Here is a 26,727-nt window from a genome sequence, read left to right as displayed (position 1 = left end):
TATGTCCCCCTCTTCAAAGTGAAGAGGGGGTTTTTATATTGATAGAAATGAGGGAGAGTCGTGAAATTACTAGATTTATTATCAAAAGGAATTGTAATAGGTGATGGTGCGGTTGGGACGTTATTGCATTCACATGGTTTGCAAAGTAGCTTTGAAGAATTGAATGTATCTGATCCAGACTTAATTATATCGATTCATAAACAATATGTAGCTGCTGGAGCAGATGTAATTCAAACGAATACGTATGGAGCAAATGAGGCGAAATTACGTATGTATGGTTTAGAAAATCAAGTTACAGAAATTAATAGAGCGGCAGTAAAACTGGCGAAAGCATCTGTGACAGATAAAAATGCAATTTTAGGAACAATTGGTGGTATGAAACATATCGGAGCTGTTACAACGACTGATATGGAAAGAGAGTTTATGTTACTTGAACAGGCAGGGGCTTTACTAGAAGAACAGGTTGATGGATTACTATTAGAAACTTTTTACGATGAATTTGAATTACTTCATGCCGTTAAAGTATTGCGTAAGCAAACGGATATTCCAATTGTTGCGCAATTAGCGTTACATGAAGCAGGTACGACTCAAAATGGAAATGATGTCAATGAAATATTAAAGCAACTTATAGATTACGGTGCAAATGTTGTTGGATTGAATTGTCAACTAGGGCCGCTTCATATGACGGAAGCTTTCAAAATGATATCGATTCCTCAAAATGGCTATTTATCAGCATACCCAAATGCAGGCCTCCCGAATTATGTGGATGGACGTTACGTATATGAGGGAAGCCCAGCTTATTTTGAAGCGATGACACCGAGATTTATTGAGCAAGGTATTCGGTTATTGGGTGGTTGTTGTGGTACGACTCCAGAACATATTCAAAGTATGAAGCGCGCTGTTGCGAATATTACCCCTGTAATAGAAAAAGACACGATTCAAAGGCCGAAAGTCGTTCATACGCATGAGAAACGTTCGAAGGCTCACGTCACTCTAGCAGAGAAAGCGAAAAAACAAACGACAGTTGTAGTAGAATTAGATCCACCGAAAACGTTAGATACACAGCGTTTTTTTGAAGGAGCAAGAGCGTTAAAAAGAGCGGGAGCAGATGCTATTACTCTAGCAGATAATTCATTAGCATCGCCTCGTGTTTCTAATATGGCGATGGGTGCGTTATTAACGAAGCATGATATCCCAGTATTGACGCATTTAACGTGTAGAGATCATAACGTCATTGGACTACAATCTCATTTGTTAGGTTTATCGGCGTTAGGGATGGAAGAAGTGTTAGCTTTAACTGGTGATCCAGCGCGCGTTGGTGATTTTCCCGGTGCCACTTCTGTATATGATTTATCCTCTATTGAGCTTATTAAAATGATTAAAGAAATGAACGATGGACGTTCAATTTTAGGGAAATCAATTGGACCGGCGACAAGGTTTTCTGTAGGCGGCGCATTTAATCCTCACGTGAGGCACTTAAAAGCAGCGGTTAAGCGAATGGAACGAAAAATAGATGCTGGAGCGGAGTATTTTTTAACTCAGCCAATTTACGATATCAAGTTAATTGAAGAAGTGTATGAAGCGACAAAGCATTTGGAACAACCTATTTTTATTGGAATTATGCCGTTAGTAAGTAAGCGGAATGCAGATTTTCTTCATTTTGAGGTGCCGGGTATTACTCTTCCTGAAGAAATAAGAGAGAGAATGGATGGACATGAAACGAAAGAGGCAGCAATTGAGGAAGGGATCTGCATTTCACAAGAATTGGTCGACGCAGCGATGAAATATTTTAATGGTATTTATCTTATTACACCATTTTTAAAGTATGAAATTACAGAACATCTTGTTAAATATGTAAGAGAAAAGCAAGAAGTGAAAGAAGGTATTAATTGATGAAGTGTATAGAAGAAAAATTAAAAAATAGCATTTTAATATTAGATGGTGCAATGGGGACAATGATTCAGCAAGAGGATTTAACTGCTGAAGATTTCGGAGGAGAAGAGTACGAGGGCTGTAATGAATATTTAGTGGAAACAAGACCAGACGTTATTTTAAAGATTCATAAAGCTTATATTGAAGCTGGAGCGGATATTATTGAAACAAATACATTTGGGGCAACGAATATTGTACTAAGTGATTATGATCTGTCTCATTTAGATGAAGAACTAAATGAAAAGGCAGCACTTTTGGCGAAGCAAGCTGTTAAAGAAAGCGGGAAGGAAGTATATGTTGCGGGAGCGATGGGACCAACAACGAAAGCAATTAGTGTTACAGGTGGTGTGACTTTTGAAGAATTGATTGAGGCTTATACAAGGCAGGCACGAGGATTATTAAAAGGAGCAGTTGATGTATTACTCGTTGAGACGAGTCAAGATATGCGTAACGTGAAAGCAGCTTATATTGGAATTCAAGCCGCTTTTGAAGAACTGAAAAAAACGGTTCCTATTATGATTTCAGGAACGATTGAGCCAATGGGAACGACTCTGGCTGGGCAAACAATTGAAGCTTTTTATTTATCAGTAGAACATATGAAACCATTATCTGTTGGGTTAAACTGTGCGACTGGTCCGGAGTTTATGAGGGACCATATTCGTTCACTATCTGATTTATCGGAGTGTTACATTTCTTGTTATCCAAATGCAGGTCTTCCTGATGAAGATGGACATTACCATGAATCTCCATCTTCTCTTGCTGAAAAGGTGAAGCGATTTGCTGAAGAAGGATGGGTTAATATTATTGGTGGTTGTTGTGGCACGACACCAGAACATATAAAAGCAATGAAATCCGCGCTAGCATCTCTTAGGCCTCGTGACCATCATGAGAGAGAAGGACATGGAATTAGTGGATTAGAAGCACTGCAATATGATGAGTCTATGAGACCGTTATTTGTAGGTGAAAGAACGAATGTTATTGGGTCACGTAAATTTAAACGCTTAGTAGCAGAAGGGAAATTTGAAGAGGCTGCTGAAGTGGCAAGAGCGCAAGTGAAGAAAAATGCTCATATTATTGACATTTGTATGGCAGATCCTGATCGCGATGAAATAGAAGATATGGAAAACTTCTTAGCAGAAGTTACGAAAGTTTTAAAAGTACCGATTATGATTGATTCAACAGATGAAAATGTGATGGAGCGAGCTCTTACTTATATTCAAGGAAAAGCTGTTATTAATTCAATTAATTTAGAAGATGGAGAAGAACGATTTAAAAAAGTGACACCGCTTCTTCAGAAGTATGGTGCCGCTATAGTTGTAGGAACAATTGATGAAGACGGTATGGCGGTTAGTGCGGAACGAAAGATAGAAATTGCGAAAAGAAGCTATGAATTACTTACAAAGAAGTATGGGATACGCCCGTCAGATATTATTTTTGATGCACTTGTGTTTCCAGTAGGGACAGGTGATGAAGAATATATTGGCTCAGCGGCAGCGACTATAGAAGGAATTCGCCTTATTAAAGAAGCGTTACCAGAGTGTTTAACGATTTTAGGTGTAAGTAACATATCATTTGGTTTACCACCGGCTGGACGTGAAGTGTTAAATTCAGTTTTTTTATACCATGCTACGAAAGCAGGATTAGATTACGCGATTGTGAATACGGAAAAATTAGAACGCTATGCGTCGATTCCAGAGGAAGAAAAACGCCTTGCAGATGCATTACTGTTTGAAACGACGAAAGAGACGTTAGAAGAATTTACAAACTTTTACCGAGTTGCTAAAAAGAAAGATGTCGTTGTGCAAGAAACGTTAACGCTTGATGAAAGACTAGCAAATTATATTGTAGAAGGTACGAAACAAGGATTACACGAGGATTTAAGTCTTGCACTTGAAGAAGGAAGAAAACCTCTTGATATTATTAACGGTCCGCTTATGACAGGGATGGACGAGGTAGGACGACTATTTAATAATAATGAACTTATTGTTGCTGAAGTATTGCAAAGTGCCGAAAGTATGAAAGCCGCTGTAAGCTATTTAGAGCCACATATGGAATCTAGTGATAGTGCGAAAAAAGGGAAAGTATTGTTAGCAACTGTAAAAGGTGACGTGCATGATATTGGGAAAAATCTCGTTGAAATTATTTTAGCGAATAACGGATATGAGATTATTAATTTAGGAATTAATGTACGTTCGGATCGAATTGTTCAAGAAGTACAAGAAAAGAAGCCGGACATTATAGGCCTTTCAGGTTTATTAGTAAAATCAGCGCAACAAATGGTAACGACTGCTGAAGATTTAAAAGCGGCAAATATTGATGTGCCCATTGTTGTAGGTGGTGCAGCGTTAACGAGAAAGTTTACAGATAATCGGATTTCACCATCATATAAAGGACTCGTTTGTTATGCGAGTGATGCGATGACGGGGCTCGATATTATTAATAAGCTTCAAAAAGAAGAAGAGCGTGAGAAGATGAAGCAGGATAAAAAAGAACGTCATCTTCATATCGTAAAAAAAGAGGAGAAGAAAGTAGAAATTCCAGCAGTAATTGAGCCATTACCAAAATCAGAGGTTATGGTGCCTGATTCAACAAAACGAATTGTATTACGAGATGTTCCAGCCCTTCATCTCGCACCATTTCTGAATAGACAAATGCTACTTGGGCATCACCTTGGATTAAAAGGAAATGTGAAGAAGCTTTTGAAAGAGGGAGATAAGAGAGCACATGAATTAAATGATTTAATAGATGAATTATTGCAGGAAGGACAATCTTGGTTAAAGCCGAAAGCAGTGTATCAATTTTTCCCAGCGCAAAGTGACGGACAAAACATTGTAATATATGATCCAGAAGATCATACGCGTGTTATAGAGCGTTTCACATTCCCTAGACAAGGAAAGGCTCCCTATCGTACTTTAGGTGATTATTTGCGCCCAATAGGAGATGAGATGGACTATGTTGCTTTCTTATCTGTTACGGTTGGGGAAGGAGTTCGGGATATTGCTGAAGAGTGGAAGGCGAAAGGTGATTACCTACGTAGTCATGCCATTCAATCGTTAGCGCTTGAATTAGCGGAAGGACTTGCTGAAAAAACACATATGCTCATTCGTGACCGCTGGGGCATTCCGGACTCACCTGAACTGACGATGGAAGAACGTTTCCGTACGAAATATAGAGGAATACGAGTGTCATTTGGTTATCCGGCGTGTCCAGAACTTGCAGATCAAGAAAAGCTATTTCGCTTAATTCATCCAGAGGAAATAGGTATTTCATTAACAGAAGGATTCATGATGGAGCCAGAAGCGTCCGTAACGGCTATGGTATTTTCTCACCCTGAGGCAAGATATTTTAGTGTATTATAGTCTAGAAGGGGGAGACGTATGAAGAAAATAGTCTTTACAGGTGGCGGTTCGGCAGGACATGTAACACCTAATTTAGCCATTATCCCATATTTACAGGAAGACAACTGGGATATCTCTTATATTGGTTCTCACCAAGGTATTGAGAAAACGATTATAGAAAAGGAAGGCATTCCCTACTATAGTATTTCGAGTGGAAAGCTACGTCGTTATTTTGATTTAAAAAATATAAAAGATCCTTTTCTTGTAATGAAGGGTGTTATGGATGCGTATGTAAGAATTCGAAAACTAAAACCAGATGTGATTTTTTCAAAAGGCGGTTTCGTATCTGTACCAGTCGTAATTGGCGGATGGCTAAATAGAGTACCAGTTTTATTACATGAATCTGATATGACGCCAGGACTAGCAAATAAAATTGCGCTTCGTTTTGCTTCGAAAATATTTGTTACATTTGAAGAAGCAGCGAAACATTTACCGAAAGAAAAAGTAATATATACGGGGTCTCCTGTACGTGAAGAAGTGCTGAAGGGAAATCGTGAAAAAGGTTTAGCGTTTTTAGGTTTTTCACGTAAAAAGCCAGTTATTACGATTATGGGAGGCAGCTTGGGCGCGAAAAAAATTAATGATACGGCTCGAGAAGCATTACCAGAACTTCTTAAAAAGTATCAAATTGTTCACCTTTGCGGAAAAGGTAACCTTGATGAAAGTTTACAAAATAAAGAAGGATATAGACAATTTGAATATGTACATGGAGAACTGCCAGATATATTAGCGGTAACAGATTTTGTTATTTCACGCGCGGGCTCCAACGCAATTTTTGAATTTTTAACATTACAAAAGCCGATGGTTTTAATTCCATTATCGAAATTTGCAAGCCGTGGAGATCAAATATTAAATGCAGAGTCCTTTGAAAGACAAGGATATGCCTCCGTATTATATGAAGAAGATGTAAATGTAAAATCTCTTATAAAGTATGTCGAAGAATTAAATCAAAATAATGAGAAGTATAAAATAGCACTAAAAAAATATAATGGAAAAGAAGCAATTAAAACAATCATTCAAAATATTTCAGAGGCATGATGAAATAATCATGCCTCTTTTAGTAGGGTGAAAGATTCCAAGAATTGATATTTTTATGTTACAATAAAGTGAAACTTTAATCAGTTGGGTGCATCCCACATCTAACTTCTTTACTGTTACTGAATTTTGAGGAGGGAGTCTTACTGCCCTCAAATAGCGGGATAACAAATGGGTTAATAGGGAAATTCCAATTAATGAGGCGTGAAAATACGAATGGATTAGGAGTGACTGTGTTGGAGCTAAGTCTCTATGAAAATACTGCACTTATTATATGCTTTGTGTTGTACGTTGGTAGTGTTATTGTTTATATTTCAAGGAAATTTTCGCAAGAAAGAGAGCTTGAAAAGTCGGAGATAACAGCTGAACTAGAAATGTTAGCTGATGAAAGTTATAAAAAACAAAAAATAAAAGAAGACCATGAAGCATCCCATCATTTAAACGCAAATAAGTTTTAAAGATGGGGATTTTTTTTGAAGTTGTTCTTTATTGTAGCTATAACAAATAACGCTAAAAAGGAGTTTCCCCATACATAATGAAGGAGTGTATATAAATGAATTTTTATATCGCCTCAGGTTTCCAAAATAAACATCTTGTACGTTCCGTAGCAAATGAACTGAAACATGCAGGATGGCACCATACATATGATTGGACCAAAAACGAAAAAGCAGCAAATGAAGAACAATTAAGAGAAATTGGTCAGGCAGAACAAAATGCTGTAAAAGAAGCGGATGTATTTTTACTTATATTAGATGGCGGAAATGGGAGCCATACAGAGTTTGGAATGGCGATTGCACTAGAGAAAACGATATATGTATATCATGCAGGAAGCCCGCTCCAAACAACGTTCTATCACTTGCCAGAAATAAATATTTTTGAAGGAGATGTAGCTGAGTTTGCATCTTATGTTATGAATCATATGAAATAATAGTAACTACCTAAAAGGTTATAAAAGTGATCTTTTGGGTACAGTGATGATAAGAAACGTATATAAAGGAGTACATAATATGAAATTAGAAAATGGATGGGAAACGAGCTTTTTAGAAGTCGTACAAAATAGTGAATTTAAGAAAGAGGCACTTCTTAGTCAATTGCTTTGTCAGGATAGTGAAGAAGTAGAAGAGCTTGTGGATGATTACGGCTACGAAGAACTTGTTGAACGTGAACATGATGATGAGTTAGCTGAAATCTTAGGAGAAGAACTTTTTAGTGAGATGGAACGCCAAGTATTCTTATCTTCAAACCCAGAAGAAAAATTGATTTCATTCGTCAATGGATTAGGTTTTCATGTGTTAGATTGGATCGTTCTTCTTGAAACAGAATTTGGCATTGATAGTGCAAACTTTACATCAGATGCTGTGAAAGTGTTAGAAAAGCGTTTCAGACAGTTTCCATACATAGAGGACAAGACAATTTTTGATATGACATTTGGAGAATCGATGGATGTATTAGAATCTGTTACAGGATTACAACTAAAGGAAAAGATGAACGTATAATGAAAAAAGAACGTGATTGGATCACGTTCTTTTTTTACATAATAATAATTTTATCATCTAGTTTTGTCTGCCCGGTAAGAAGTGCGTTTAAATATTCCACTTTTCTTATACAAGCTTGTATATGTCTTTCAATCTCTTGTAACTCTGCTTGGTGATGCGTTTCAATTGGATGAATTTGTACGTTGAATTTTTCAAATTGACTACTATATGTTATTTCTGCATAGCCGCTCATAATATCGGTTTCGTTATGAAATAAAAATTGCTTCGTTTTGTCACAGAATGATACATCCTGAAAGCCATATACTTTTAATGCTTCAATTACTTTTTTAATCATTTTTGTATTCATTTTTTAACCCTCTTTACGAAGTTCTACTTATATATTATAACATAAAAAATTACATAGAAAGCGCTTCCAAGTGTATTTTATTATAAACTTTACGTTTCAATCACAAAAATGAAACAAAGAAAAAATAATTGTAAAGAAGGAAGGACTCTTTTATTGTTTCGTCATATATATAGAGAAATAGTGCAATGAAAGGAAATTTTCCGAGGTGGAGATCGTATTTCCAATTTGAGCGCAGTAAAAGAGGTGAGAATTTTGAACTTTGATATTGTAGGACAAAAAGCATATATAAAAGATGGACCGCATCGGAACCGAATTGGAATTGTAAAGAAAAATGAGACAAAATTAGCATCGCAGTTTGCTATTGTAATTGGAGAACAAGTCATTGATGTAGAGCTAAAGGATATCGTGTTAGTTGGAGTAGACGTAGGACAATTTCATAAATGGTGCGAACAAAATGGTTATTTGTGAAAAGGACGGGCTGTGAGATAATGAAATATATTTGAGGAAAGAGGATATGTTATTGTATTCTCTTTTTCTATGTTTAAGGAGGCGAAAATGAAATATAAAGAACAGGAGTTTACGTTGGAGTTAAAAGAGAACATTCAATGTATGGAGAAGGAAATAGAGCGAATATCACTTAAACTGCATAAAGAGTATTCACGTTTATACATAGAAAAACACATGGAATTAGATATGGGATTTGCAAGAGAAAAAGAGAATCCCTTTGAGGTGGGTTATTATTCATCAGTTGCTATAGCTATATTAGATGAAGAAAAAGAGCTGATTGGATTTCATAATATTCCAATTTGGAAATGTGAAAGAATCTTTTTAGGAATGCCAATTCAATCAAACATTTTTGGGAGTAAGAAAGTAGGAGAACTCGCTGATGAATCTTGTTATGAGATTGAGGAAGAGTTAAAAGAGCAACTAGAAGAATACTTAGAGTGATAATTCTCAAGATAAAATCTATAAAGAGGGGACGGAATAAAAAAGACGCTAACAATTGTATGTTAGCGTCTTTTTTCATTATGAAGCAATTTCACCAGTTTTTGTATCATCTTGATTGTACGTATCTTGATCTAATTCACCAAGCCATTTACTTGAAATAAGACCTGCTGTCATAGAGCCACTTACGTTAAGAGCTGTACGCCCCATATCGATTAATGGCTCAACCGAGATAACTAGAGCAACAATACCGATTGGTAAGTTCATTGTAGATAGTACGATTAAAGCTGCGAATGTTGCGCCGCCACCAACTCCGGCAACACCGAATGAGCTAATAGCAACAACAGCGATTAAAGTTAAAATAAATTGTGGTTGTAATGGATCAATTCCTACAGTTGGAGCGACCATCATTGCAAGCATTGCTGGATAAATACCTGCGCAACCGTTTTGTCCGATAGATACCCCAAATGAAGCTGCGAAGTTTGCAATTCCTTCGGAAATACCAAGCTTTTCTTTTTGAGCTTCAATATTTAATGGCATCGCACCAGCACTAGAGCGAGATGTGAATGCAAATGTTAATACAGGGAACACCTTTTTTAAATATTGAATTGGATTTAAACCAGATAGCGCAATTAATAATAAGTGGATAACGAACATTACGATAAGTGCTACGTAAGACGCTAACACGAAGTTGCCAAGTTTTAAAATAGCATTTATGTCGCTACCAGCAACTGTTTTTGCCATAAGAGCTAATACGCCGTATGGAGTAAGGCGTAAAATTAATGTTACCATACGCATTACGATTGCATATACAGCATCAAGCATCTTCTTAAATAGCTCTGCTTGTTCTGGATATTTTCGTTTTACACCTATAAAGGCAATGCCGATAAAGGCTGCAAATATTACGACAGAAATTGTTGATGTTGGACGAGCACCTGTTAAATCAAGAAACGGATTTGTAGGTAATAGCTCTAATAATTTATCTGGAATTGTTGTCTTTTCAATAGAAGTAAATCTTTCTTCAACTAGTTTCAGACGAGCAGATTCTGCATCACCTTGTTGTAGGCCGGTTGCAGATACATCAAATCCTGCACTTGCAGCGATACCGACAGCTGCAGCGATTCCTGTAGTAAGAATTAAAATACCGATAATAAGGCCACTAATTTTACCAAGGTTTTTCGTTAACTGTAATTTTGTAAATGCTGAAATAATAGATACTAAAATAAGTGGCATAACGATCATTTGAAGTAATTTTACATAACCGTTACCGATTAAGCCAAACCAAGTATTTGATTCAATAATTACTTTAGAAGTTGGCTCATAAATAAATTGTAATATAAGACCGAATAAAATTCCGACTCCTAAAGCGGTAAATACACGTTTATTAAAAGATACATGCTTACGTTGCATATAATATAATACGCCAACTAAGATGAGCATGACTGCAACGTTAATTCCGACAAGCAGTGTATTCATGTTGATTCCCCCTAATTCCAATCTGTTATATAGAATATAAGGTAATAAAACCTATAAGTCAACTAGGAAATTCCGGGATTAAAAAAAAGATGGCAAAATGCCATCTTTTAATGTCCAGCCCCAGGCACAAGTAAGAATGTCGTGTAGTATGTAAATCCTATGAAGAAAACAGTTAAATATGCCCCAAATACGTATATATACATACGCTCTGTTAATTTTAAATAGCTTAAAAGTACGAAGAAACCTGTTTGTCCTAAAAATAGTAGTGCGGCCGGTTGCATATCCCCTACGTAAAACATAACCGAGAAAATTCCAGTCCAAAAGCCGAGAACGCGAAACATGCGCTCCATGCCATCTCCCTCCTTTTCTAAAAAAAGTAAACCTCACCTCATTATAGTTTATTTTTCTTACTATTGTAAATATTCGTTCATATAAAAAGAAGCCAATTATTATTGGCTTCTTTTTATATGAAAAATTAAATTGTTAGTTTATAATTACAAGATTTACATCCATCTAATAGACTATCATTTCGAGTTAATTCCATGTTAGGGAATAGGATTTCAAAAATCCCTTTCATCATATCTCCGTGCATGTTACAAATTTCAGTTGGATGATGAACAGCAACTTCTTTAAATGGACAATTGTGTACATCATAGAAAATTTTTGTTCCATCTGCACTTAATTCAAATGCAGGTGATAAGCCAGCTGTTGAGAAAGCTTCTTTTGCAATTTGAACTTTTTGTTCCACTGTTAAAGCATCTTCACTCACATTTAAACGTTGCATATGTTGTTGCATTAATTCAGCTCCGAATTGTTTTCCTGTTTCGTATAGCGCTTTCTCACCAGCAGCACCAAGACTAAGTAAAGAATTAAATGCGATTCTTGCTAACAATTGATAATCACGGAATGGAAATTGTAATTGGATAACATCTTCAGATAAGACATACAATCTGCTCGGTCGTCCGCCTTTTCCAGTTTTCTTCGTTTCCGATTTTAGCATATGAACATCTTCTAATTTAGATAAATGTAAACGCGCTACGTTTGGATGAATGTCAAACTCATCTGCAATTTCTTGTACCGTTACGTAACTATGTTTTTGCGAAATATATTTATAAATGTAATAACGAGTTGGGTCAGATAATACACCTGTAATTTTTAAAGCTTGTTCCATGAGGATCTCCACCTTTATCACTTTATCCAAGATAATAACATTATAATACAGATAAACATGAGTATAGGTAATTTCAGACAATAATTCGGAAATTGTTCATAATTTCACAAACATATTTTTCCTTTTTCCTCTATTGAAAATACAAAAGTCCAAATTTTTATTGCGCATGTTTTCATGCTATATACATAGTGAGGAGGGAAAAGTGATGAATGGGATTGAAATTTTTGCGAATGCAATTTTAAAAGAAGCGTGTAGGGTACAAGCGTCAGATTTACATATTGTGCCCCGGCAGAAGGATGTAGCGGTGCAACTACGTATAGGAAAAGATTTAATGACGAGACAGTGTATTGAAAAGGAGTTTGGAGAAAAACTTGTCTCACATTTCAAATTTTTAGCATCTATGGACATAGGAGAGAAACGGAAGCCACAGAATGGTTCGTTGTATTTGCAAATTGATGGACAAGAAGTGTATTTACGCCTTTCAACACTTCCAACAGTATATCAAGAAAGTCTCGTTATTCGCCTTCATTTACAAGCATCTGTTCAGCCCTTATCACATCTTTCGTTATTTCCAAGTACGGCAGCAAAACTACTCTCGTTTTTACGCTATTCACAGGGGCTACTTGTGTTTACTGGACCGACTGGATCTGGGAAGACGACGACAATGTATGCATTATTAGAGGTAATTAGAAAAAAGAAAACACGTCGCATCATTACACTTGAAGATCCGGTTGAAAAAAGAAGTGACGATGTATTACAAATTCAAATAAATGAAAAAGCGGGTCTCACATATGAAACAGGATTAAAGGCTATTTTACGTCATGATCCAGATATTATTTTAGTCGGTGAAATCCGTGATGAAGAAACAGCAAAAATAGCTATAAGAGCAAGTTTGACAGGACATTTAGTAATGACAACACTCCATACGAATGATGCGAAAGGAGCAATCATTCGCTTCATGGATTATGGTATAACGAGGCAAGAGATTGAACAGTCTTTATTGGCTGTAGCTGCACAGCGACTTGTCGAATTGAAGTGTCCGTTTTGCAGAGGAAAGTGCTCAACTTTATGTAAATCAATGAGGCAAGTAAGGCAGGCTAGCATATATGAGCTACTATATGGATATGAGTTAAAACAAGCGCTTAAAGAAGCTGGTGGAGAATGTGTTACTTACAAACATGAGACTTTAGAATCGTCAATACGAAAAGGATATGCTTTAGGTTTTTTAGAAGAAGATGTTTATGTTTAAGAAAACTTGGAGTTTAAGTGATCAAGTAGTATTGTTGAAACGTTTAGGAGAATTATTAGAAAAAGGCTACTCTCTTTTACAAGCATTAGAATTTTTACAGTTTCAATTACCTGTAGAAAAGAAAGTACAATTGCAGCGCATGATTGAGGGGTTAAAAGATGGGAAAAGTCTACACGATTCTTTTCATCAGTTAAAGTTTCATCAGGACATGTTAAGTTATTTATTTTATGCCGAGCAACATGGTGATATTTCTTTTGCTTTGCAACAAGGAAGTGCACTTCTTTATAAGAAAGATAAGTATAGGAGAGACATGATGAAAATAATGCAGTATCCTATGTTTTTGATGTTTTTTCTACTAATCATGCTCTTTATTTTTAAACTCATTTTATTACCTCAGGTTGAAATGGTTTATAGTTCGTTTGGTTCTAATACACCACTACTTACAGAACAAATTTTAAGTGCAATAAAACTGCTACCTTACATTATTTTAACCGCTATTTTAACTGTTAGTATTGGAGGTATTTTATACATGTTGTATTTTAGGAAACTTCCACATATTAGACAGGTAAAAATTATGCTTCGTATTCCCCTCATCAAAACATTTCTTATTTTAAAGCATTCACATTATTTTGCTACTCAGTTGAGTGGTTTATTAAATGGTGGACTATCAGTATGTGAAGCTTTAACAATAATGATGGAGCAAAGATATCATCCGTTCTTTAAATATGAAGCGAGCCGGATTGAAAGACAATTAATTGGAGGAGAACAGTTACAATCTATCATTGCTAAAAGTGGGTATTACGAGAAAGAACTTTCTTATGTTATTACGCATGGACAAGCAAACGGCAATTTAGGGGTTGAATTAGGTGACTATAGCGATCTTATTATGGAAAAGATGGAACGGAAAATTAAACATATGTTAGTTATCATTCAGCCTATTTTATTTACATGTATTGGAGGAATCGTTGTCCTTATGTACTTAGCGATGATTATGCCGATGTTTCAAATGATGAATTCTATTTAGGGGGCATTTGTATGCAGAATGAGGAAGGGTTTACTCTGTTAGAGATGCTATTAGTAATGGTTGTCATAACTATATTATTACTATTAATTATTCCGAATGTAGTTACACAGCGCTCATCGGTCCAAGGAAAAGGTTGTGCAGCTTACGTGAAATCTATAGAAGCGCAAATACAAGTATATCAATTACAACATAATAAAATTCCATCGTTAAAAGAACTGACAGATGAAAAGTATATTACAACTGATAAGTGCCCGAATGGCGAATCTATTCATATTTCAGATGATGGCGCAGTATCAATTAGGGCATTGTGAAACAACAGGGGTTTACTTTTTTAGAAATGTTACTCGTTTTATTTGCTATTTCTGTATTAAGTATAGTTACGTATTTTAGTGTTCATTCCTTATACGAGCGACAAAAAGTTGAACAATTTTTGAGACAGTTTTCAAATGATATTTTGTATATGCAGCAATTAGCGATAAACCGTCAAAAGCACTATACATTACGTTGGCATAAAGATAGAAATATGTATGCTATAAAAGAGTCAGGTACAAAGTATTATATCGTCAAGCGAGAGTATGAAGAAGATATACAAATTGATTTGCATACGTTTCCAAATCCGATGACATATAATCCAAGTGGAAATATTAATAGAGGTGGTACGATTATAATTTCATATCGAAATTATAAATATGAAATTGTATTTCAGCTTGGAAGAGGGAGATTTACGTATCGTGAAATGTCAAAAAGGATCCATAATGGCTGAAATGATTGTATCGTTAAGTGTTTTAATGATGGCTGTATCGTTACTACTACCGCAAACAGTATTAGTTATGCAAGAAAGAAAAAATATACAAATTCGTTATAAGGCAACTGGATTATTAAAAAAAGAAGCAGCTATATATATGTATGGAAATGAAGACAAGCGAATAATAGAAAAGAATATAAATGGAATTGTGTATTACACATATTGGGGAGGCAATGAAGTTTGTACTGTGTGGAGAGATGTGAAAGACAGAATGATGGAACAATGCTTTTATGTAGGAGAAAAAATAAATTAGAATTTGGTTTTTCATTAATAGAAATGATTGTATGTCTGTTTCTATTATCAATATTTTTTTTGCTCTTTCCCCGCCTACATTTCATTGAAATGGAAAATAAACAGTCGAAAGGGTTAAATGATTGGGAGTGGGATGTGTATTTAGGGCAAATGCAATTGGAGTTTCGTGAAGTATCATCTGGAGAACAGCTAGCATTTGAAAATGGAGAAAGTATTTTACGATTCCGATCGCGTAATGGGAGTGAAGTATCGTATGAAAAAGAGAATAGTCGTCTTATAAGAAAGGTAAATAGGCGCGGGAGGGAAGTTGTTTTACAAAATATTGGAACAGTTTCTTACAAACTAACACCTCATGTACTCATTATAAATGTAAAAGATACTAGTGGGAAAATATATGAAGGTGTAGTTATGCGATATAGCGAAATAGGAATAAACGTATGAGAAAGCAAAATGGATTTACAATGCCTGGAACGATTATCTTTCTTATTTTATTAACTTCTTTTTTTATATACGAAACAAATATGTTGTTTACAGATAAAAAATTTTATATAGAAATAGAACAAAAGTTTTTATTGGATGAATTACTTAACCGATCTATTACAGATATAAAAAAAGATTTACAGCAAAAAGAAAAAGAAGGTACATTTTTCTTTCAGTATGAAAAGGGAGAAGCGAGTGGAAATTATGTCTTTGAAAATGATTTAATTCTCGTTACGTTGCAGTGCACACTCAAACAGGAAGCTTTCTATACGGTAGGTTTTCGGTATAGAAAAAAGGATGGGAAAATAGTCGATTGGATAGAAGGATAATATGTAAAATATATGTAAATAAACCAAGGTTTCCTATTGTAAATTAAATTGATTTTTTAGAAGAAATGGATAAATATAATGATTAAAAGTTTAAATTTTCTCAAAAAAGAGAAAGGTAGAAAGAATATGATATATTCATGCTATCCAATCATTATTTTTAGGGAGAATAGGGAAATGACAAACAACAATCAAATAGGTGAAAATAAGGAACAAACTATTTTTGATCATAAAGGAAATACGATTATGACAGAAGATAGAGAAATACACATTATTTCAAAATTTGAAGAACCTCTTATTGTCGTATTAGCAAATGTACTAAGTGATGAAGAATGTGATGAATTAATTGAAATGTCTAAAAATAAAATGGAGCGTTCTAAAATTGGTTCATCACGTGATGTAAATGATATTCGAACAAGTAGCGGTGCATTTTTGGAAGACAATAAACTTACTTCAAAGATTGAAAAACGAATTTCATCTATCATGAATGTTCCTACGTCGCATGGTGAAGGATTGCACATTTTAAATTATGAAGTGGATCAACAATATAAAGCACACTATGATTATTTTGCGGAACATAGTAGATCAGCTGCTAACAATCGTATTAGTACGCTTGTAATGTACTTAAATGATGTAGAAGAAGGCGGGGAAACGTACTTCCCGAAATTAAATCTTTCTGTACATCCTAGAAAAGGAATGGCAGTATACTTTGAGTATTTTTATCAAGATCAATCACTAAATGAGCTTACGTTACATGGAGGGGCACCTGTAACGAAAGGCGAGAAATGGATTGCAACGCAGTGGGTGAGAAGAGGTACTTATAAGTAAAAGCGAGTGTTACGTTTTGTTCTTCATAGTATAAGAACAAAACGTTTTTTTATTAAACAAAGTAGCATCTTTCGTTATAATAACAATTAATAAATGACGATTGAGAGGACAGAAAATGAAATCTATATACATAACCGGCTACATGGGAGCAGGGAAAACAACAATTGGAAAAGCGTTAAGTCAAGAACTTCAAATGGATGTTGTAGATACTGATCAAAAAATCGAAGAGAAGCAAGAGAAGGCAATTCGAAATATTTTTGCCGAAGAAGGCGAAATGGCTTTTCGGGAATATGAAAGCGAAATGTTACGTGCGCTACCAGTCCATAATGTCATTATTACAACTGGAGGGGGAATTATTGAACGAGCGGAAAATCGCAAGTGGATGAAAGAGAACGGAACTGTCGTGTATTTATATTGTGATCCGCATGTAATTGCAGAAAGGCTTAGTGAAGATACGACACGTCCACTATTTCAAAAGAAAGATATAGATGCATTTGTAACGAAATTTGAATTACGCCGAGCTTATTATGAAGAGGCTCACATTCATATCGATACGACAAATAAGTCTGTAAAGCAAATTATGAATGAATTAAAGGAAAAGATTAATGTATAAAAAAGTGGACATACTAATCAAGTAGAGGTGATGATAATATGTCTACTAATGATTATGTTCGCTTTGTGACGCAGCAGTTTGTGTCGTATATGGATGCTCCAAAAGAAGATCGAAAACAAAAGAAAGAACAACGCCGTGCTGAAAAAGAGCCATTTATGAATAAGTGGTTTGGTGTTATGCCGCTGAGTGCTGCTTTGTTTTACCGAAATGTAAAAAGTAAAAGAAAAAAATCAAGTTAATTATTTTTTACGAGTTTTTACGGTGAAAATATATTGGATCCTTTTGTGATAAGTATATGGGATGAAAAATTCCTAGTGCAATAAGGAAAGCTACTGAAAAAATTCCTCGGGATATTATTTTTAGCGGCTTTTCTATTTGCTATAGAAGGTTTTTTATATGGGAAAATATTATCTATGCCAATGAAATTAAACAAGATTAATGGCTATATGAAAAGTTATGTATTTATTTAATCTGGGTCCTTTGTAAAGGACAATAAAAAAAGTTAGGCGGCAGTAAGAAGATGGTTTCTGTATCCAACAGGAATCATCTTCTTTAAATTTCACTGATATCTATGCTGGTTATAGTATTTCATATAATCTTTAAATTCTTAAGATGAATTAAGAATAGTATAATATCCGCTATCATATACTAATAAAATGTTTTCATTCGATAGTTACGTAACGAATCTCGTATTAGGCATGGTGACACAATATCGCATACATACCATTTGAGAGAGTGGGTCTGGAAACTTGGGCTCTCGAACGGAAGAACTTTCTAGGGGCATTGGATTGGATGAGTTCGGGATATGTTCGTTTCCAACAATCCAGTTCAAATATAGCTTTCTACGAGACTATTTATTCGTCATAGTATTTCTTATGCTCTTTTTTCATTATTTCAATTAGGTCTAATCTATCATAGGCCTTAAAAAAATATATCGCTTTATCGAAACAAGCTTTGATTTCATCAAAATGAAAATGTAACCCTTCTTTACATTCACCCAAAATGTAGTAAAGTGGTCCGATTACAACGGACTTACCAGATATTTTTGCCATAGAAATAGCTTTTTCTGATATTTCTATCCCCTTCTTAAATAATCCGTTTCTTTTAAGAGCATTTGCATAATTATATAGAACAATTACCTTGAAATTTTCATCAGTGTATATAAAATTGTCCTCTATAATTTTCTCATAGTTTTTAATGGCTTGTTGGAGCATTCCAGCGCTTAAGTAAACCGTAGCAATCGAGCTCTGTACATCTAAAAATAAATTTCGGTCTGAAAAGTAAGTGTCTTTACTTTCTAGTATTTCTTGTAGCTTTGCTATACATTGTTGGTACCGTATTTTTCCTAATTTATACTCGGAAATTGCTTCCACCCAGTTCAAGAAGCAAACATAGTCAACATCGGAATTGTAAGCTTTGAGCTCATTTTTGCTAATTTGGAGAGCTTCAGGATACAAACCTTGCCCGACTAAATAGCGTAATTCTTTCTTTTTATTTGTAATATGTTGAAAATTTTCAGTACGAAAGCTTTCCAGTAAGTATTCGAGGGGAACTTCCAAACGATTGGCAATTATTAATAAAGTATCGATTGACGGTAAGACTAATCCATGTTCGATTCTACTTATGAAAGATTGTCCTCCAATCCCATCCCCTAGTTCAGATTGTGATAGTCCCCTTATTTTTCTTATTCTACGAATTGCTTTTCCGTGAGAAGCAATGTTCATTTATTTCAATCTCCTATTAGAAATATGCAGAATTTGCATAAAACTGAGTTTAAGAGTGGTTTATTATAAAAATGTACTTCCGAAACCACCAACTACAGTTTGTTTTAAGTTAACAATTCATTCTCCTAGTATACTTTGCGAGCACTATAGGAGAACTGGTCATAAAAGGTAGATTATAAGAATAATAACCTTCAACTATTTCGGACGTACAAATTAACTTTGCAGGAGGAAATCGATGAAAAAGGTAGCATTAATTCTTTGTTTGGTAGCAATCTTAGGCGCTAGTAATACAATTGAAAACGAAAATCTAGCAGATATGCCCGAAATATTTGCAACTACAAAAATCGATGGATAAATAAAATAGATATTTTGTGAAAAAATAATATATTCAACCTTGAAACTGAAGATTTAAGGTTAAATATGTAGCTGAATTTGAGTTTGAATTTGTTTTTTAAAATAATAGTTTATATTAATTTATCATAATTATTAGAATAATGCAAAAAAACAAAAGGAGGTAGTTTTAAACATGATCGCGACCATAAGCAAGAATCGTACTTTTCCAACGTGGCATTTCTCTATGTTATCGGATAGGATAAGAAACAATACTATATTTGAAGGAATTTCTAGGATGGATGTGGAAGGTAAAACGGTTTTTGAAATCGGTACAGGTGCAGGGTTGATAGCTCTCCTTTTTGCAAGACAAGGAGCAAAAAAGGTAGTAACTTGTGAAGTGAATGAAGAACTAGCCGAACTAGCGCAGTATAACATAGATAAAGCAGGATTTTCTGATATTGTGACCGTTGTAAACATGAAGTCATCTGAATTAATTGATAAAAAGATATTGGATTTTTCACCAGATATTATATTTACTGAAACGTTCGATTGTGGGGTTATTGGAGAAGGTTATCGTGAAATATCCAAAGATATCCAACGCATTTCAAACGATAAAACAATTGTTCTTCCAGGACTTGTTACACAATATGGATGTCTTGTAAACAGCGAAGATATGTTTGGCCTAAACAGTGTACAGGATGACATATTAGGGTTCGATTTATCGTCTATTAATCAGTATAGTTCACAATGTTACTTCCCAGTAAAAGCTAGTGTATATAACTTTGAATCCATGTCAGAAACCTTTGTATTGCGCCCATATGATTTTAAACAGGGCGATGTTAAAGTCACGCATATAGATATAAATCCAAGTGTGGATTCAGTTTGTCACGGTGTTTTATCTTACTTTGTTATGGACTTTAATGGAGTCCGTGTTTCCAATGACGTAAGTGATGTATCTCATTGGCATCAAGCTTTTCATCCTTTTGAAAAACCTATTTTTCTATCTAAAAATAATAGCTACAAATTAATGGTCGATTTAAATAATAAGATAACTATTATACAAAACTAGGAGTGTTATTATGGAATATAAAAAATCTGTACTAGAACCAAAAATTACTGATAATTTTGGAGACAAAGCGCTAGCAAAGGATGCATTGTTATATTTTTGCAATTCCCCTTTGTTCTACGATAATGACAATAGATATGAAGAAAATTTCTATGGTAGACGCATAAGACCGCATGTTCTAAAGCATATAAACTTTGATGAACCGTTGGAGCTTAAAGATATGCTTTCGTATTCTTCTTTTGCAGCAAATAGAGCTTTATTTTCTATGAATGATACTAGCTTTTTATACCTTCCTACTAAAGGTGATTTATGCTATACAGACTTCAACGATTTTTATGATGATAAAAGATTGGCTGCAGCTGGTGTTGCCATACCGTATCTTGAAAATTATTTATTCTCGTTTTTGAATGATGAAATTAAAGTGTCAGATAATTGGAATCTAAAATTAGTTGAAGATTATTTTAACGACTATATTAATTCTATGTATGACCAAAAGACCATGGATTCTGCGGAGAGTATTAAAAATAGTATCGATAAAAAAAATGCAGCACAAGATTGGCTACTGCAGCTAGCCCCAGACTTTTTAATAGAATCATCTCCTATGGCTAGATATTCATCAGGTAATTATGGGGAAATGGGGAGCGCATTATTTCGTATAATAATAGACGAATTAGGCTATGGAGATCACAAACAAAGACATTCTACATTATTTGAAAAAACGCTTGAGTCAGCAGGTCTAAACAATGTACCGCATTATTATTGGCAATACTATCTTAATACTAGTCTACTTTTAGCAAACTACTACAATATGATTACAAGAAATAAAAGAAATATATTTAGGTACATAGGTGCAATATTTTTGGCAGAAACGTCGTTTATAGTTAGCTGTAAGATTTGGTTAGATGCCTTAAAAGATGCACTACCAAATATGTTTGAAAATTATTTTAAGGAACATTGCCATATTGATACTCATCATAGTAAAACGGCGTTTGATGATCTTGTTAAACCAGCTATAGAAAAATACGGCACAACAGCTGCCGTTGAAATTGTAAGAGGATTTGAAGAAGCGAGATTTTTAGGCGAATTAGCAGAAAAGGACTTTGCTGATCAAATAGAATGGAAAGATAAGGCATCATACTACAAAAATGCCCATGATATCATTTTCACGAAGGTAAAAGAAGGTTGCAGTAGTGGTAAAGTTACAGTTGGACGGTTTGTTGAACCTAAGGGTGAATTATCTATAACACATACACATGATAACGACGAGCTATGTCATATCGTCTCTGGCGAAATGGAGTTTCTAAATGGATTTGGTAAATCAACTATACTCAAAGCAAACGAAGGTACTATAATCAAGGCAAATAGGTTACACGGTGCTTTAATTGTTTCTGATGAATGCGAATACGAAATATATTCGATAGGTGATTTGAACCAATGGCTGTAAAAATATTTAGAGGTAATGTACAGAATTTTCACATTTCTTTTCCGGATGAAAACAAAGGAGTCTACTGTGAAATACTAGGTGATAAACCTAAGATTATTAACAATCAATGTAAACACAGAGGTGGACCAATTCATTTGTGCAAGATTGATCAAGACAACAAAAGAAGATGTATATGGCATAATTTGGTGATAAATAAACTAGAAACGTGCAACTTTGTAGGGGTTGTTTACATCAAAAGCATGAAAAAGATTACCGTTGTGGCTGATTACAATGGTAATAATTGGCCAGTTAGTTTTACAAGTTCTAATATAAATATTTAGATTTAAGTGAAATTATTGGTATCACATTAACTAATATTGTGTGTAAGAAACACTATTTGAAAATATAAATTTAAGAAAGAAGGAATGTAAAACATGAAAATCGACTCTAAACCACAATACGCACCTGGAATATCTGAGTTTATTGATAAAGTAAATTCAGTATACCCTCCAGATTCTTACAAAAAAGATGTAAGTATACAGAGAGCTCTTTACTCCGAATTGGGGGAGGCATTTCCGGTGCCTGAGGTTACAGATGTAAGCAGCAGAGACGTTATCGTCCCACACTTTAACGTAGAAAAAAAAATGCGGATATATACACCAAAGAATATTAAAAAAGATGGGATTTTGGTATACATCAGAGGGGGCGGGTTTGTATTAGGGAATTTAGAGACTCACGATAAACTTGTTGCTGAGCTCTGCAGTAATACAGGATTGGTCACAATAGCAGCAGATTTTAGAATGTCTCCAGAAAGTAAGTTCCCATCTGCATTAGAAGATTGTTATGACATTATTAACTATATATCTCTCAATAAAGAAGCGTTGAACTTAAAAGGAAATATAGTATTATGCGGCGAAAGTTCTGGGGCTAATATGATAGTTTCCCTGTGCATGTTATGTAGAGACAGAAATGGTCCTTTAATTTCAGGACAGGCACTAATAAGTCCTCTATTAGATTTTCATAGATGGAAACACGGTGGCGAGGATGCACCTTTACTTACAGGTGGAGAAATGGAATTTTATACGTCATGTTACGCAAACCAGGATGAACTGACTAATGTATTCGTTTCACCTTTAATAAACGGAAAATTTCATAACCTACCGCCTGCCTATATCATGGGAGCTGAAGTTGACTCATTATTAATAGACAGTGTGGAATACCATAACAGACTACAAGAAAACAATATACAATCCGAGCTTGTTATTGAAAAAGGACTAAAGCATGCAGCGGTAAGGGCTAGAGGGGTATCGCCTGACGTTCATGACTCATGGATAAGGTTTTGTAAAAAAGCCTATGATTTAACATGTTGACTACAAATAAAGATGTAATTATAGTTGTTGATCCATATTCATCAGGAGCCTTGTACGCAGAAGCGCTAAAATCTTTTGGCCTGTGTCCTGTTGCATTGATGTCTACAGTAGAACCGTTAGAGAACTATAAATCATCTTTAAAACTACATGAATTTTTTGATGTTATTGTAAATGATGGTGACATAAGCAAGCTAGTAGATACTATTAAAAAATTAAATCCAAAATGTATAATCGCAGGAGCTGAGCCTGGTGTTGAACTGGCAGAAACCTTGGCAAGTATAATAACTCCATCATTTTCAAATGATAAGCACTTAATAGAAGTAAGAAGACATAAAGGGAACATGCACAAGGCTTTAGTGTCGAATAATTTACCAACCATAAATCAGATATGTACAAATGACATCACTGAGGTTGAGAACTGGTTAGAAACAATCAAAAACAAGGATATTGTAATAAAGCCCCCTAAAAGTGCTGGTACAGATGGAGTAACGAGGGTTAAAAATGGAGATGACTGGAAAGGAGTCTTTAATGACCTTCTTGGAAAAATGAATAAATTAGATATAGTAAATGAAGAGTTAGTAGTACAAGAATACGTAGTAGGCGTCGAATACGTAGTTGATTTTTTCAGTTATGAAGGTAATCATGTAGTGTGCGATATATGTAGATATAAAAAGATTGATAATGGAAATTTAATGGCGATATATGACTATATGGAGTGGGTTTCTGCAGAAGAGATAGACTATGAAAATATAGTAGAATACGCTAAACAAGCTCTAGACGCAATTGGTATAAAATTTGGGCCATCACACCTTGAGCTTATGTTAACTGAAGACGGACCGAGATTGATTGAGGTAGGAGCAAGGCTACATGGGGGAGGTCACCCTAATTTTTGTAGAATAGCAACAGGTGATAGTCCACTAGACAAAACAGTGCGATATCTGGCAGGTTGCTATGAAGAAGTATCAAAAGACTATACGTTAAATACAAATGTAACCATTGTATTTTTAGTATGTAAGAAATCTGGATTTGTTAAAGATATTTCAGTGTTAGAAGATATAAAAAACTTACCTAGTTATCACTTTTCTTCTATGAATATACAAGAAGGGCAATATATAGAGCAAACAAAAGACTTATTTGATAGCTTCTCTATCGGATTTGTTGCACTGTGTCACAAAGACAAGGGACAAATTGAATCAGACTATATAAGTATAGTGAACGCTGTAGACAAAGCCTTAAATTAATCAAAACCACCCGTCATGAGCGGGTGGTTTTAATGATACAACAAATGATCTGCTCCAAGTGTATATTTGTGACAAGTTAAATTCAAACCTGATACTTGGCTTCATAGTTTTTTCATCTTCTCCAATCATATGAATCAGGATACATATAATTACGCAACAACTCGCCATTGTAATTTCGTTATCTTGCTATTACATTTCGAAATGCTTACAATACAGGATTTCGAGGTTTATACTGAATCTAGAGGTGATTCAAAATGAAATACAATTGGAAAATGAATCCGAACCAAACTAATCAACAACCAGACTCTGACAATCCACTTCTACCCATCCCTGTTTCTGATGAACAATGGCAGGCTGTTGTTGATAATGATGCTTCTTATGACGGACATTTTTTTTATGCAGTGAAAACAACAGGGATTTTTTGTCGCCCTTCTTGTAAATCAAGGGTACCAAAAAGAGAAAACATTGGCTTTTTTGAAAATACTAAACAAGCACTAGCCGCAAATTTTCGTCCCTGCAAACGGTGCAAGCCAACCGGGCAAAGAATGCCTGATGAAGAGTGGATTGCCTTCGTAACTGAATATGTGGATAGCCACTACGAGGAAAAATTGACGCTTGAAGTCCTTGCGCTTCTGAGTCATGGAACCCCTTATCACTTGCACAGAACTTTTAAAAAAATCAAGGGCATGACCCCAGTGGACTACATCCAACATGTTCGAATAGAGAAGGCGAGAATGTTATTGACTACTTTGGATGACCCAGTTTCTCAAGTTGGTGAGTCTGTCGGACTTTCCAATACACCATATTTTATCACGCTGTTTAAGAAGAAAACCGGACAAACGCCGGAAGCTTACCGTAGACAGCAAAAACAATACTTGAAGGAGGTGTTTTCAAATGGCATCTAAAAAAGGAAGTTCTCTCTATTGGTCCTTGTTTTCTTATGAAGACTGGAAGATGTACATTGCCGCAACAAATAATGGCCTATGTTTTGTTGGGTCGCAAAATCAGCCATTCGAAGAATTGGTGAAATGGGCAAATCATTACTTTCCTGGAAACGACCTGATTCAAGATGACGAAAAATTGCAACCCTTTGCAGATGAGTTTGTTGAATATTTTCAAGGCAAGATTAATCGGTTCACCATTCCAATCTTTTATCACGGCACACCTTTTCAGGAAGCGGTATGGAAGGCACTATGTGATATTCCGTACGGCCAAACTCGATCTTACTCGGATATTGCTCAACAAATTCAAAAACCGACTGCAGTTCGGGCCATTGGGAGGGCTATTGGAGCGAACCCAATCCTCATTACTGTTCCATGCCATCGTGTTATCGGAAAAAATGGATCGCTAACGGGCTATCGTGGCGGAATGGAAATGAAAACGCAATTGCTGGAACTTGAACGAGGCTTTACAAACAGTGGGAAGGAGTTGCAACATGTCTGACCAGCATATAGTATCTTTAGCCAAACTCAATTGGGCTGATCTACATCAAATGCTTGACACACAGGGGTACGCCAAGCTGCCGTCCCTTCTAAATGCGGAATCATGTGCATGTCTAATCCAAGACTATGAAGACGAATCCCTATATCGCAAGACCATCGACATGAAACGATATCGTTTTGGAATCGGGGAGTACAAATATTATCATACGCCTCTTCCTGATCAGTTACAACAAATCCGTGATAACTTGTACCCAGAGTTAGCCAAAGCGGCAAATCGCTGGCTGGAACAGTTAAATAAATCACCCGAATACCCAGAAACCCTGGAAATGTTTCTTGATCAATGTCACCAGGCGGGGCAGAAACGACCTACCCCGCTAATTTTGAAATACGAAGCAGGGGGCTACAATTGCCTCCATCAGGATTTGTACGGGGATATCTTCTTCCCTTTTCAAGTTGTGTTTACTCTGAACCAACAGAACGAAGACTATACAGGCGGTGAATTTTTACTCGTTGAACAACGACCACGGGCACAGAGCAGAGGTCATGTCATTACGCTTAATCGAGGTGAAGGTCTCATTTTTCCAACTCAATATCGACCGGTATTGGGTGCGCGTGGATATTACAAGGTGGCTCTGCGACACGGCGTTGGTACCGTCAATTCGGGAATGCGGTATAGCCTGGGGGTTATATTTCATGATGCGAAGTAAACCCAAACTCAAATTACATCTTTATAAGCATGTAACAATCCTGAA

General features: G+C 35.4%; 31 protein-coding genes and 1 pseudogene. 26 read left to right on the top strand and 6 right to left on the bottom strand.

What is annotated here, in order from left to right; translation table 11 throughout:
• Positions 1 to 60 precede the first annotated feature (60 nt).
• The 6 genes from ACX9TM_RS21515 to ACX9TM_RS21490 all read left to right on the top strand — a co-directional run bounded on the left by ACX9TM_RS21515 (position 61) and on the right by ACX9TM_RS21490 (position 7,861).
• Complete coding sequence (locus ACX9TM_RS21515; protein WP_072770253.1) at positions 61 to 1,893, top strand: bifunctional homocysteine S-methyltransferase/methylenetetrahydrofolate reductase; 1,833 nt, start codon at positions 61 to 63, stop codon at positions 1,891 to 1,893.
• Entirely contained in the window at positions 1,893 to 5,291 is a 3,399-nt protein-coding gene (gene metH, locus ACX9TM_RS21510) for a methionine synthase (protein WP_000649674.1), read from the top strand. The genes ACX9TM_RS21515 and metH overlap by 1 nt, the downstream gene beginning before the upstream one ends.
• An 18-nt stretch (positions 5,292 to 5,309) precedes the next feature.
• Positions 5,310 to 6,368, top strand: a complete 1,059-nt coding sequence (gene murG, locus ACX9TM_RS21505) for an undecaprenyldiphospho-muramoylpentapeptide beta-N-acetylglucosaminyltransferase (RefSeq protein ID WP_000724775.1) — start codon at positions 5,310 to 5,312, stop codon at positions 6,366 to 6,368.
• A gap of 194 nt (positions 6,369 to 6,562) precedes the next feature.
• Positions 6,563 to 6,823 carry a DUF3966 domain-containing protein gene (locus ACX9TM_RS21500; RefSeq protein WP_001250699.1) on the top strand — a complete coding sequence of 87 codons (261 nt, stop codon included), beginning with the start codon at positions 6,563 to 6,565 and terminating at the stop codon, positions 6,821 to 6,823.
• Between the two features lie 95 nt (positions 6,824 to 6,918).
• Complete coding sequence (locus tag ACX9TM_RS21495; protein WP_001012342.1) at positions 6,919 to 7,293, top strand: nucleoside 2-deoxyribosyltransferase; 375 nt, start codon at positions 6,919 to 6,921, stop codon at positions 7,291 to 7,293.
• 79 nt (positions 7,294 to 7,372) lie between these two features.
• The gene (locus tag ACX9TM_RS21490; RefSeq protein ID WP_000764267.1) at positions 7,373 to 7,861 is read left to right on the top strand and encodes a hypothetical protein; all 489 of its coding nucleotides are present in this window, start codon (positions 7,373 to 7,375) and stop codon (positions 7,859 to 7,861) included.
• Between the two features lie 34 nt (positions 7,862 to 7,895).
• On the opposite strand, the gene ACX9TM_RS21485 is transcribed toward ACX9TM_RS21490, so the two are convergent.
• Positions 7,896 to 8,207: a hypothetical protein gene (locus tag ACX9TM_RS21485; protein ID WP_001093237.1), complete on the bottom strand. Its 312-nt coding sequence runs from the start codon at positions 8,205 to 8,207 to the stop codon at positions 7,896 to 7,898.
• Between the two features lie 252 nt (positions 8,208 to 8,459).
• Between ACX9TM_RS21485 and ACX9TM_RS21480 the strand changes: the two genes are divergently transcribed.
• Both ACX9TM_RS21480 and ACX9TM_RS21475 read left to right on the top strand, forming a co-directional pair.
• Positions 8,460 to 8,675 carry a DUF3912 family protein gene (locus ACX9TM_RS21480; protein ID WP_001008327.1) on the top strand — a complete coding sequence of 72 codons (216 nt, stop codon included), beginning with the start codon at positions 8,460 to 8,462 and terminating at the stop codon, positions 8,673 to 8,675.
• A gap of 87 nt (positions 8,676 to 8,762) precedes the next feature.
• Positions 8,763 to 9,155: a hypothetical protein gene (locus ACX9TM_RS21475; protein ID WP_065382054.1), complete on the top strand. Its 393-nt coding sequence runs from the start codon at positions 8,763 to 8,765 to the stop codon at positions 9,153 to 9,155.
• Positions 9,156 to 9,233: 78 nt separating this feature from the next.
• On the opposite strand, the gene ACX9TM_RS21470 is transcribed toward ACX9TM_RS21475, so the two are convergent.
• The 3 genes from ACX9TM_RS21470 to ACX9TM_RS21460 all read right to left on the bottom strand — a co-directional run bounded on the left by ACX9TM_RS21470 (position 9,234) and on the right by ACX9TM_RS21460 (position 11,799).
• Positions 9,234 to 10,628 (bottom strand): L-cystine transporter, encoded by a 1,395-nt coding sequence (locus tag ACX9TM_RS21470; protein ID WP_001094345.1) that lies wholly within the window; start codon positions 10,626 to 10,628, stop codon positions 9,234 to 9,236.
• Between the two features lie 107 nt (positions 10,629 to 10,735).
• Positions 10,736 to 10,978, bottom strand: coding sequence for a DUF2626 domain-containing protein (locus ACX9TM_RS21465; protein ID WP_000440716.1), 243 nt, complete (start codon positions 10,976 to 10,978; stop codon positions 10,736 to 10,738).
• 125 nt (positions 10,979 to 11,103) lie between these two features.
• Positions 11,104 to 11,799: a helix-turn-helix transcriptional regulator gene (locus ACX9TM_RS21460; protein ID WP_000434125.1), complete on the bottom strand. Its 696-nt coding sequence runs from the start codon at positions 11,797 to 11,799 to the stop codon at positions 11,104 to 11,106.
• 205 nt (positions 11,800 to 12,004) lie between these two features.
• On the opposite strand from ACX9TM_RS21460, the gene comGA reads away from it, so the two are divergent.
• The 10 genes from comGA (at position 12,005) to ACX9TM_RS21410 (ending at position 17,615) form a co-directional block, all read left to right on the top strand.
• Complete coding sequence (gene comGA, locus ACX9TM_RS21455; RefSeq protein ID WP_001013170.1) at positions 12,005 to 13,048, top strand: competence type IV pilus ATPase ComGA; 1,044 nt, start codon at positions 12,005 to 12,007, stop codon at positions 13,046 to 13,048.
• Positions 13,035 to 14,072 (top strand): competence type IV pilus assembly protein ComGB, encoded by a 1,038-nt coding sequence (gene comGB / locus ACX9TM_RS21450; RefSeq protein ID WP_065382055.1) that lies wholly within the window; start codon positions 13,035 to 13,037, stop codon positions 14,070 to 14,072. The genes comGA and comGB overlap by 14 nt, the downstream gene beginning before the upstream one ends.
• 11 nt (positions 14,073 to 14,083) lie before the next feature.
• The gene (gene comGC, locus ACX9TM_RS21445) at positions 14,084 to 14,383 is read left to right on the top strand and encodes a competence type IV pilus major pilin ComGC (RefSeq protein WP_001178687.1); all 300 of its coding nucleotides are present in this window, start codon (positions 14,084 to 14,086) and stop codon (positions 14,381 to 14,383) included.
• The gene (gene comGD, locus ACX9TM_RS21440; protein ID WP_000813141.1) at positions 14,380 to 14,835 is read left to right on the top strand and encodes a competence type IV pilus minor pilin ComGD; all 456 of its coding nucleotides are present in this window, start codon (positions 14,380 to 14,382) and stop codon (positions 14,833 to 14,835) included. The genes comGC and comGD overlap by 4 nt, the downstream gene beginning before the upstream one ends.
• Positions 14,828 to 15,130 (top strand): hypothetical protein, encoded by a 303-nt coding sequence (locus ACX9TM_RS21435; RefSeq protein WP_000829469.1) that lies wholly within the window; start codon positions 14,828 to 14,830, stop codon positions 15,128 to 15,130. Before comGD ends, ACX9TM_RS21435 begins: the two co-directional genes overlap by 8 nt.
• The gene (comGF, locus tag ACX9TM_RS21430; protein ID WP_000923101.1) at positions 15,100 to 15,570 is read left to right on the top strand and encodes a competence type IV pilus minor pilin ComGF; all 471 of its coding nucleotides are present in this window, start codon (positions 15,100 to 15,102) and stop codon (positions 15,568 to 15,570) included. The genes ACX9TM_RS21435 and comGF overlap by 31 nt, the downstream gene beginning before the upstream one ends.
• Entirely contained in the window at positions 15,567 to 15,938 is a 372-nt protein-coding gene (gene comGG, locus ACX9TM_RS21425) for a competence type IV pilus minor pilin ComGG (RefSeq protein WP_001231316.1), read from the top strand. Before comGF ends, comGG begins: the two co-directional genes overlap by 4 nt.
• Before the next feature lie 174 nt (positions 15,939 to 16,112).
• Entirely contained in the window at positions 16,113 to 16,763 is a 651-nt protein-coding gene (locus tag ACX9TM_RS21420) for a 2OG-Fe(II) oxygenase (protein ID WP_065382056.1), read from the top strand.
• Between the two features lie 115 nt (positions 16,764 to 16,878).
• A complete protein-coding gene (locus ACX9TM_RS21415; protein WP_059303452.1) occupies positions 16,879 to 17,376 on the top strand; it encodes a shikimate kinase in 498 nt (165 codons plus the stop codon).
• A gap of 38 nt (positions 17,377 to 17,414) precedes the next feature.
• Positions 17,415 to 17,615 (top strand): YqzE family protein, encoded by a 201-nt coding sequence (locus tag ACX9TM_RS21410; protein WP_000106083.1) that lies wholly within the window; start codon positions 17,415 to 17,417, stop codon positions 17,613 to 17,615.
• Between the two features lie 263 nt (positions 17,616 to 17,878).
• Here the strand turns inward: ACX9TM_RS21410 and ACX9TM_RS21405 are convergent.
• Positions 17,879 to 17,983, bottom strand: a pseudogene (locus ACX9TM_RS21405) (IS3 family transposase); the annotation flags it as partial.
• A 247-nt stretch (positions 17,984 to 18,230) separates the two neighbouring features.
• Positions 18,231 to 19,100: a helix-turn-helix domain-containing protein gene (locus tag ACX9TM_RS21400; protein WP_065382057.1), complete on the bottom strand. Its 870-nt coding sequence runs from the start codon at positions 19,098 to 19,100 to the stop codon at positions 18,231 to 18,233.
• Between the two features lie 526 nt (positions 19,101 to 19,626).
• Between ACX9TM_RS21400 and ACX9TM_RS21395 the strand changes: the two genes are divergently transcribed.
• From ACX9TM_RS21395 to ACX9TM_RS21360, 8 genes are all read left to right on the top strand, one after another.
• A complete protein-coding gene (locus ACX9TM_RS21395) occupies positions 19,627 to 20,502 on the top strand; it encodes a 50S ribosomal protein L11 methyltransferase (RefSeq protein WP_000562119.1) in 876 nt (291 codons plus the stop codon).
• A gap of 10 nt (positions 20,503 to 20,512) precedes the next feature.
• Entirely contained in the window at positions 20,513 to 21,943 is a 1,431-nt protein-coding gene (locus ACX9TM_RS21390; protein ID WP_000455863.1) for an iron-containing redox enzyme family protein, read from the top strand.
• Positions 21,934 to 22,263: a Rieske 2Fe-2S domain-containing protein gene (locus ACX9TM_RS21385; protein WP_065382058.1), complete on the top strand. Its 330-nt coding sequence runs from the start codon at positions 21,934 to 21,936 to the stop codon at positions 22,261 to 22,263. Before ACX9TM_RS21390 ends, ACX9TM_RS21385 begins: the two co-directional genes overlap by 10 nt.
• A gap of 93 nt (positions 22,264 to 22,356) precedes the next feature.
• Entirely contained in the window at positions 22,357 to 23,292 is a 936-nt protein-coding gene (locus ACX9TM_RS21380; RefSeq protein ID WP_065382059.1) for an alpha/beta hydrolase, read from the top strand.
• Positions 23,286 to 24,533: an ATP-grasp domain-containing protein gene (locus ACX9TM_RS21375; protein WP_033693550.1), complete on the top strand. Its 1,248-nt coding sequence runs from the start codon at positions 23,286 to 23,288 to the stop codon at positions 24,531 to 24,533. Before ACX9TM_RS21380 ends, ACX9TM_RS21375 begins: the two co-directional genes overlap by 7 nt.
• A 254-nt stretch (positions 24,534 to 24,787) precedes the next feature.
• Positions 24,788 to 25,438: a bifunctional transcriptional activator/DNA repair enzyme AdaA gene (locus ACX9TM_RS21370; protein WP_077393172.1), complete on the top strand. Its 651-nt coding sequence runs from the start codon at positions 24,788 to 24,790 to the stop codon at positions 25,436 to 25,438.
• Positions 25,428 to 25,976, top strand: a complete 549-nt coding sequence (locus tag ACX9TM_RS21365; protein WP_000157105.1) for a methylated-DNA--[protein]-cysteine S-methyltransferase — start codon at positions 25,428 to 25,430, stop codon at positions 25,974 to 25,976. Before ACX9TM_RS21370 ends, ACX9TM_RS21365 begins: the two co-directional genes overlap by 11 nt.
• Positions 25,969 to 26,682, top strand: coding sequence for a 2OG-Fe(II) oxygenase (locus ACX9TM_RS21360; protein WP_016125806.1), 714 nt, complete (start codon positions 25,969 to 25,971; stop codon positions 26,680 to 26,682). The genes ACX9TM_RS21365 and ACX9TM_RS21360 overlap by 8 nt, the downstream gene beginning before the upstream one ends.
• The last annotated feature ends 45 nt before the right edge of the window (positions 26,683 to 26,727 follow it).

It is taken from the genome of Bacillus sp. LH1 (assembly GCF_057924895.1).
The sequence above is the reverse complement of the archived record's forward strand: the minus strand, read 5'-3'. Positions and strand labels throughout refer to the sequence as shown.

Bases quoted from the DNA above. Each gene is read 5' to 3' on its own strand.
- ACX9TM_RS21370 (WP_077393172.1), top strand. From the start codon at position 24,788: ATGAAATACAATTGGAAAATGAATCCGAACCAAACTAATCAACAACCA.
- ACX9TM_RS21485 (WP_001093237.1), bottom strand. From the start codon at position 8,207: ATGAATACAAAAATGATTAAAAAAGTAATTGAAGCATTAAAAGTATAT.
- ACX9TM_RS21420 (WP_065382056.1), top strand. From the start codon at position 16,113: ATGACAAACAACAATCAAATAGGTGAAAATAAGGAACAAACTATTTTT.
- ACX9TM_RS21375 (WP_033693550.1), top strand. From the start codon at position 23,286: ATGTTGACTACAAATAAAGATGTAATTATAGTTGTTGATCCATATTCA.
- comGG (WP_001231316.1), top strand. From the start codon at position 15,567: ATGAGAAAGCAAAATGGATTTACAATGCCTGGAACGATTATCTTTCTT.
- ACX9TM_RS21490 (WP_000764267.1), top strand. From the start codon at position 7,373: ATGAAATTAGAAAATGGATGGGAAACGAGCTTTTTAGAAGTCGTACAA.
- ACX9TM_RS21465 (WP_000440716.1), bottom strand. From the start codon at position 10,978: ATGGAGCGCATGTTTCGCGTTCTCGGCTTTTGGACTGGAATTTTCTCG.
- ACX9TM_RS21460 (WP_000434125.1), bottom strand. From the start codon at position 11,799: ATGGAACAAGCTTTAAAAATTACAGGTGTATTATCTGACCCAACTCGT.
- murG (WP_000724775.1), top strand. From the start codon at position 5,310: ATGAAGAAAATAGTCTTTACAGGTGGCGGTTCGGCAGGACATGTAACA.
- ACX9TM_RS21415 (WP_059303452.1), top strand. From the start codon at position 16,879: ATGAAATCTATATACATAACCGGCTACATGGGAGCAGGGAAAACAACA.
- ACX9TM_RS21495 (WP_001012342.1), top strand. From the start codon at position 6,919: ATGAATTTTTATATCGCCTCAGGTTTCCAAAATAAACATCTTGTACGT.
- ACX9TM_RS21400 (WP_065382057.1), bottom strand. From the start codon at position 19,100: ATGAACATTGCTTCTCACGGAAAAGCAATTCGTAGAATAAGAAAAATA.
- comGB (WP_065382055.1), top strand. From the start codon at position 13,035: ATGTTTATGTTTAAGAAAACTTGGAGTTTAAGTGATCAAGTAGTATTG.
- ACX9TM_RS21410 (WP_000106083.1), top strand. From the start codon at position 17,415: ATGTCTACTAATGATTATGTTCGCTTTGTGACGCAGCAGTTTGTGTCG.
- ACX9TM_RS21385 (WP_065382058.1), top strand. From the start codon at position 21,934: ATGGCTGTAAAAATATTTAGAGGTAATGTACAGAATTTTCACATTTCT.
- ACX9TM_RS21395 (WP_000562119.1), top strand. From the start codon at position 19,627: ATGATCGCGACCATAAGCAAGAATCGTACTTTTCCAACGTGGCATTTC.
- metH (WP_000649674.1), top strand. From the start codon at position 1,893: ATGAAGTGTATAGAAGAAAAATTAAAAAATAGCATTTTAATATTAGAT.
- ACX9TM_RS21435 (WP_000829469.1), top strand. From the start codon at position 14,828: ATGGCTGAAATGATTGTATCGTTAAGTGTTTTAATGATGGCTGTATCG.
- comGF (WP_000923101.1), top strand. From the start codon at position 15,100: ATGCTTTTATGTAGGAGAAAAAATAAATTAGAATTTGGTTTTTCATTA.
- ACX9TM_RS21470 (WP_001094345.1), bottom strand. From the start codon at position 10,628: ATGAATACACTGCTTGTCGGAATTAACGTTGCAGTCATGCTCATCTTA.
- comGC (WP_001178687.1), top strand. From the start codon at position 14,084: ATGCAGAATGAGGAAGGGTTTACTCTGTTAGAGATGCTATTAGTAATG.
- ACX9TM_RS21390 (WP_000455863.1), top strand. From the start codon at position 20,513: ATGGAATATAAAAAATCTGTACTAGAACCAAAAATTACTGATAATTTT.
- ACX9TM_RS21500 (WP_001250699.1), top strand. From the start codon at position 6,563: ATGAGGCGTGAAAATACGAATGGATTAGGAGTGACTGTGTTGGAGCTA.
- ACX9TM_RS21360 (WP_016125806.1), top strand. From the start codon at position 25,969: ATGTCTGACCAGCATATAGTATCTTTAGCCAAACTCAATTGGGCTGAT.
- ACX9TM_RS21380 (WP_065382059.1), top strand. From the start codon at position 22,357: ATGAAAATCGACTCTAAACCACAATACGCACCTGGAATATCTGAGTTT.
- comGA (WP_001013170.1), top strand. From the start codon at position 12,005: ATGAATGGGATTGAAATTTTTGCGAATGCAATTTTAAAAGAAGCGTGT.
- ACX9TM_RS21475 (WP_065382054.1), top strand. From the start codon at position 8,763: ATGAAATATAAAGAACAGGAGTTTACGTTGGAGTTAAAAGAGAACATT.
- ACX9TM_RS21365 (WP_000157105.1), top strand. From the start codon at position 25,428: ATGGCATCTAAAAAAGGAAGTTCTCTCTATTGGTCCTTGTTTTCTTAT.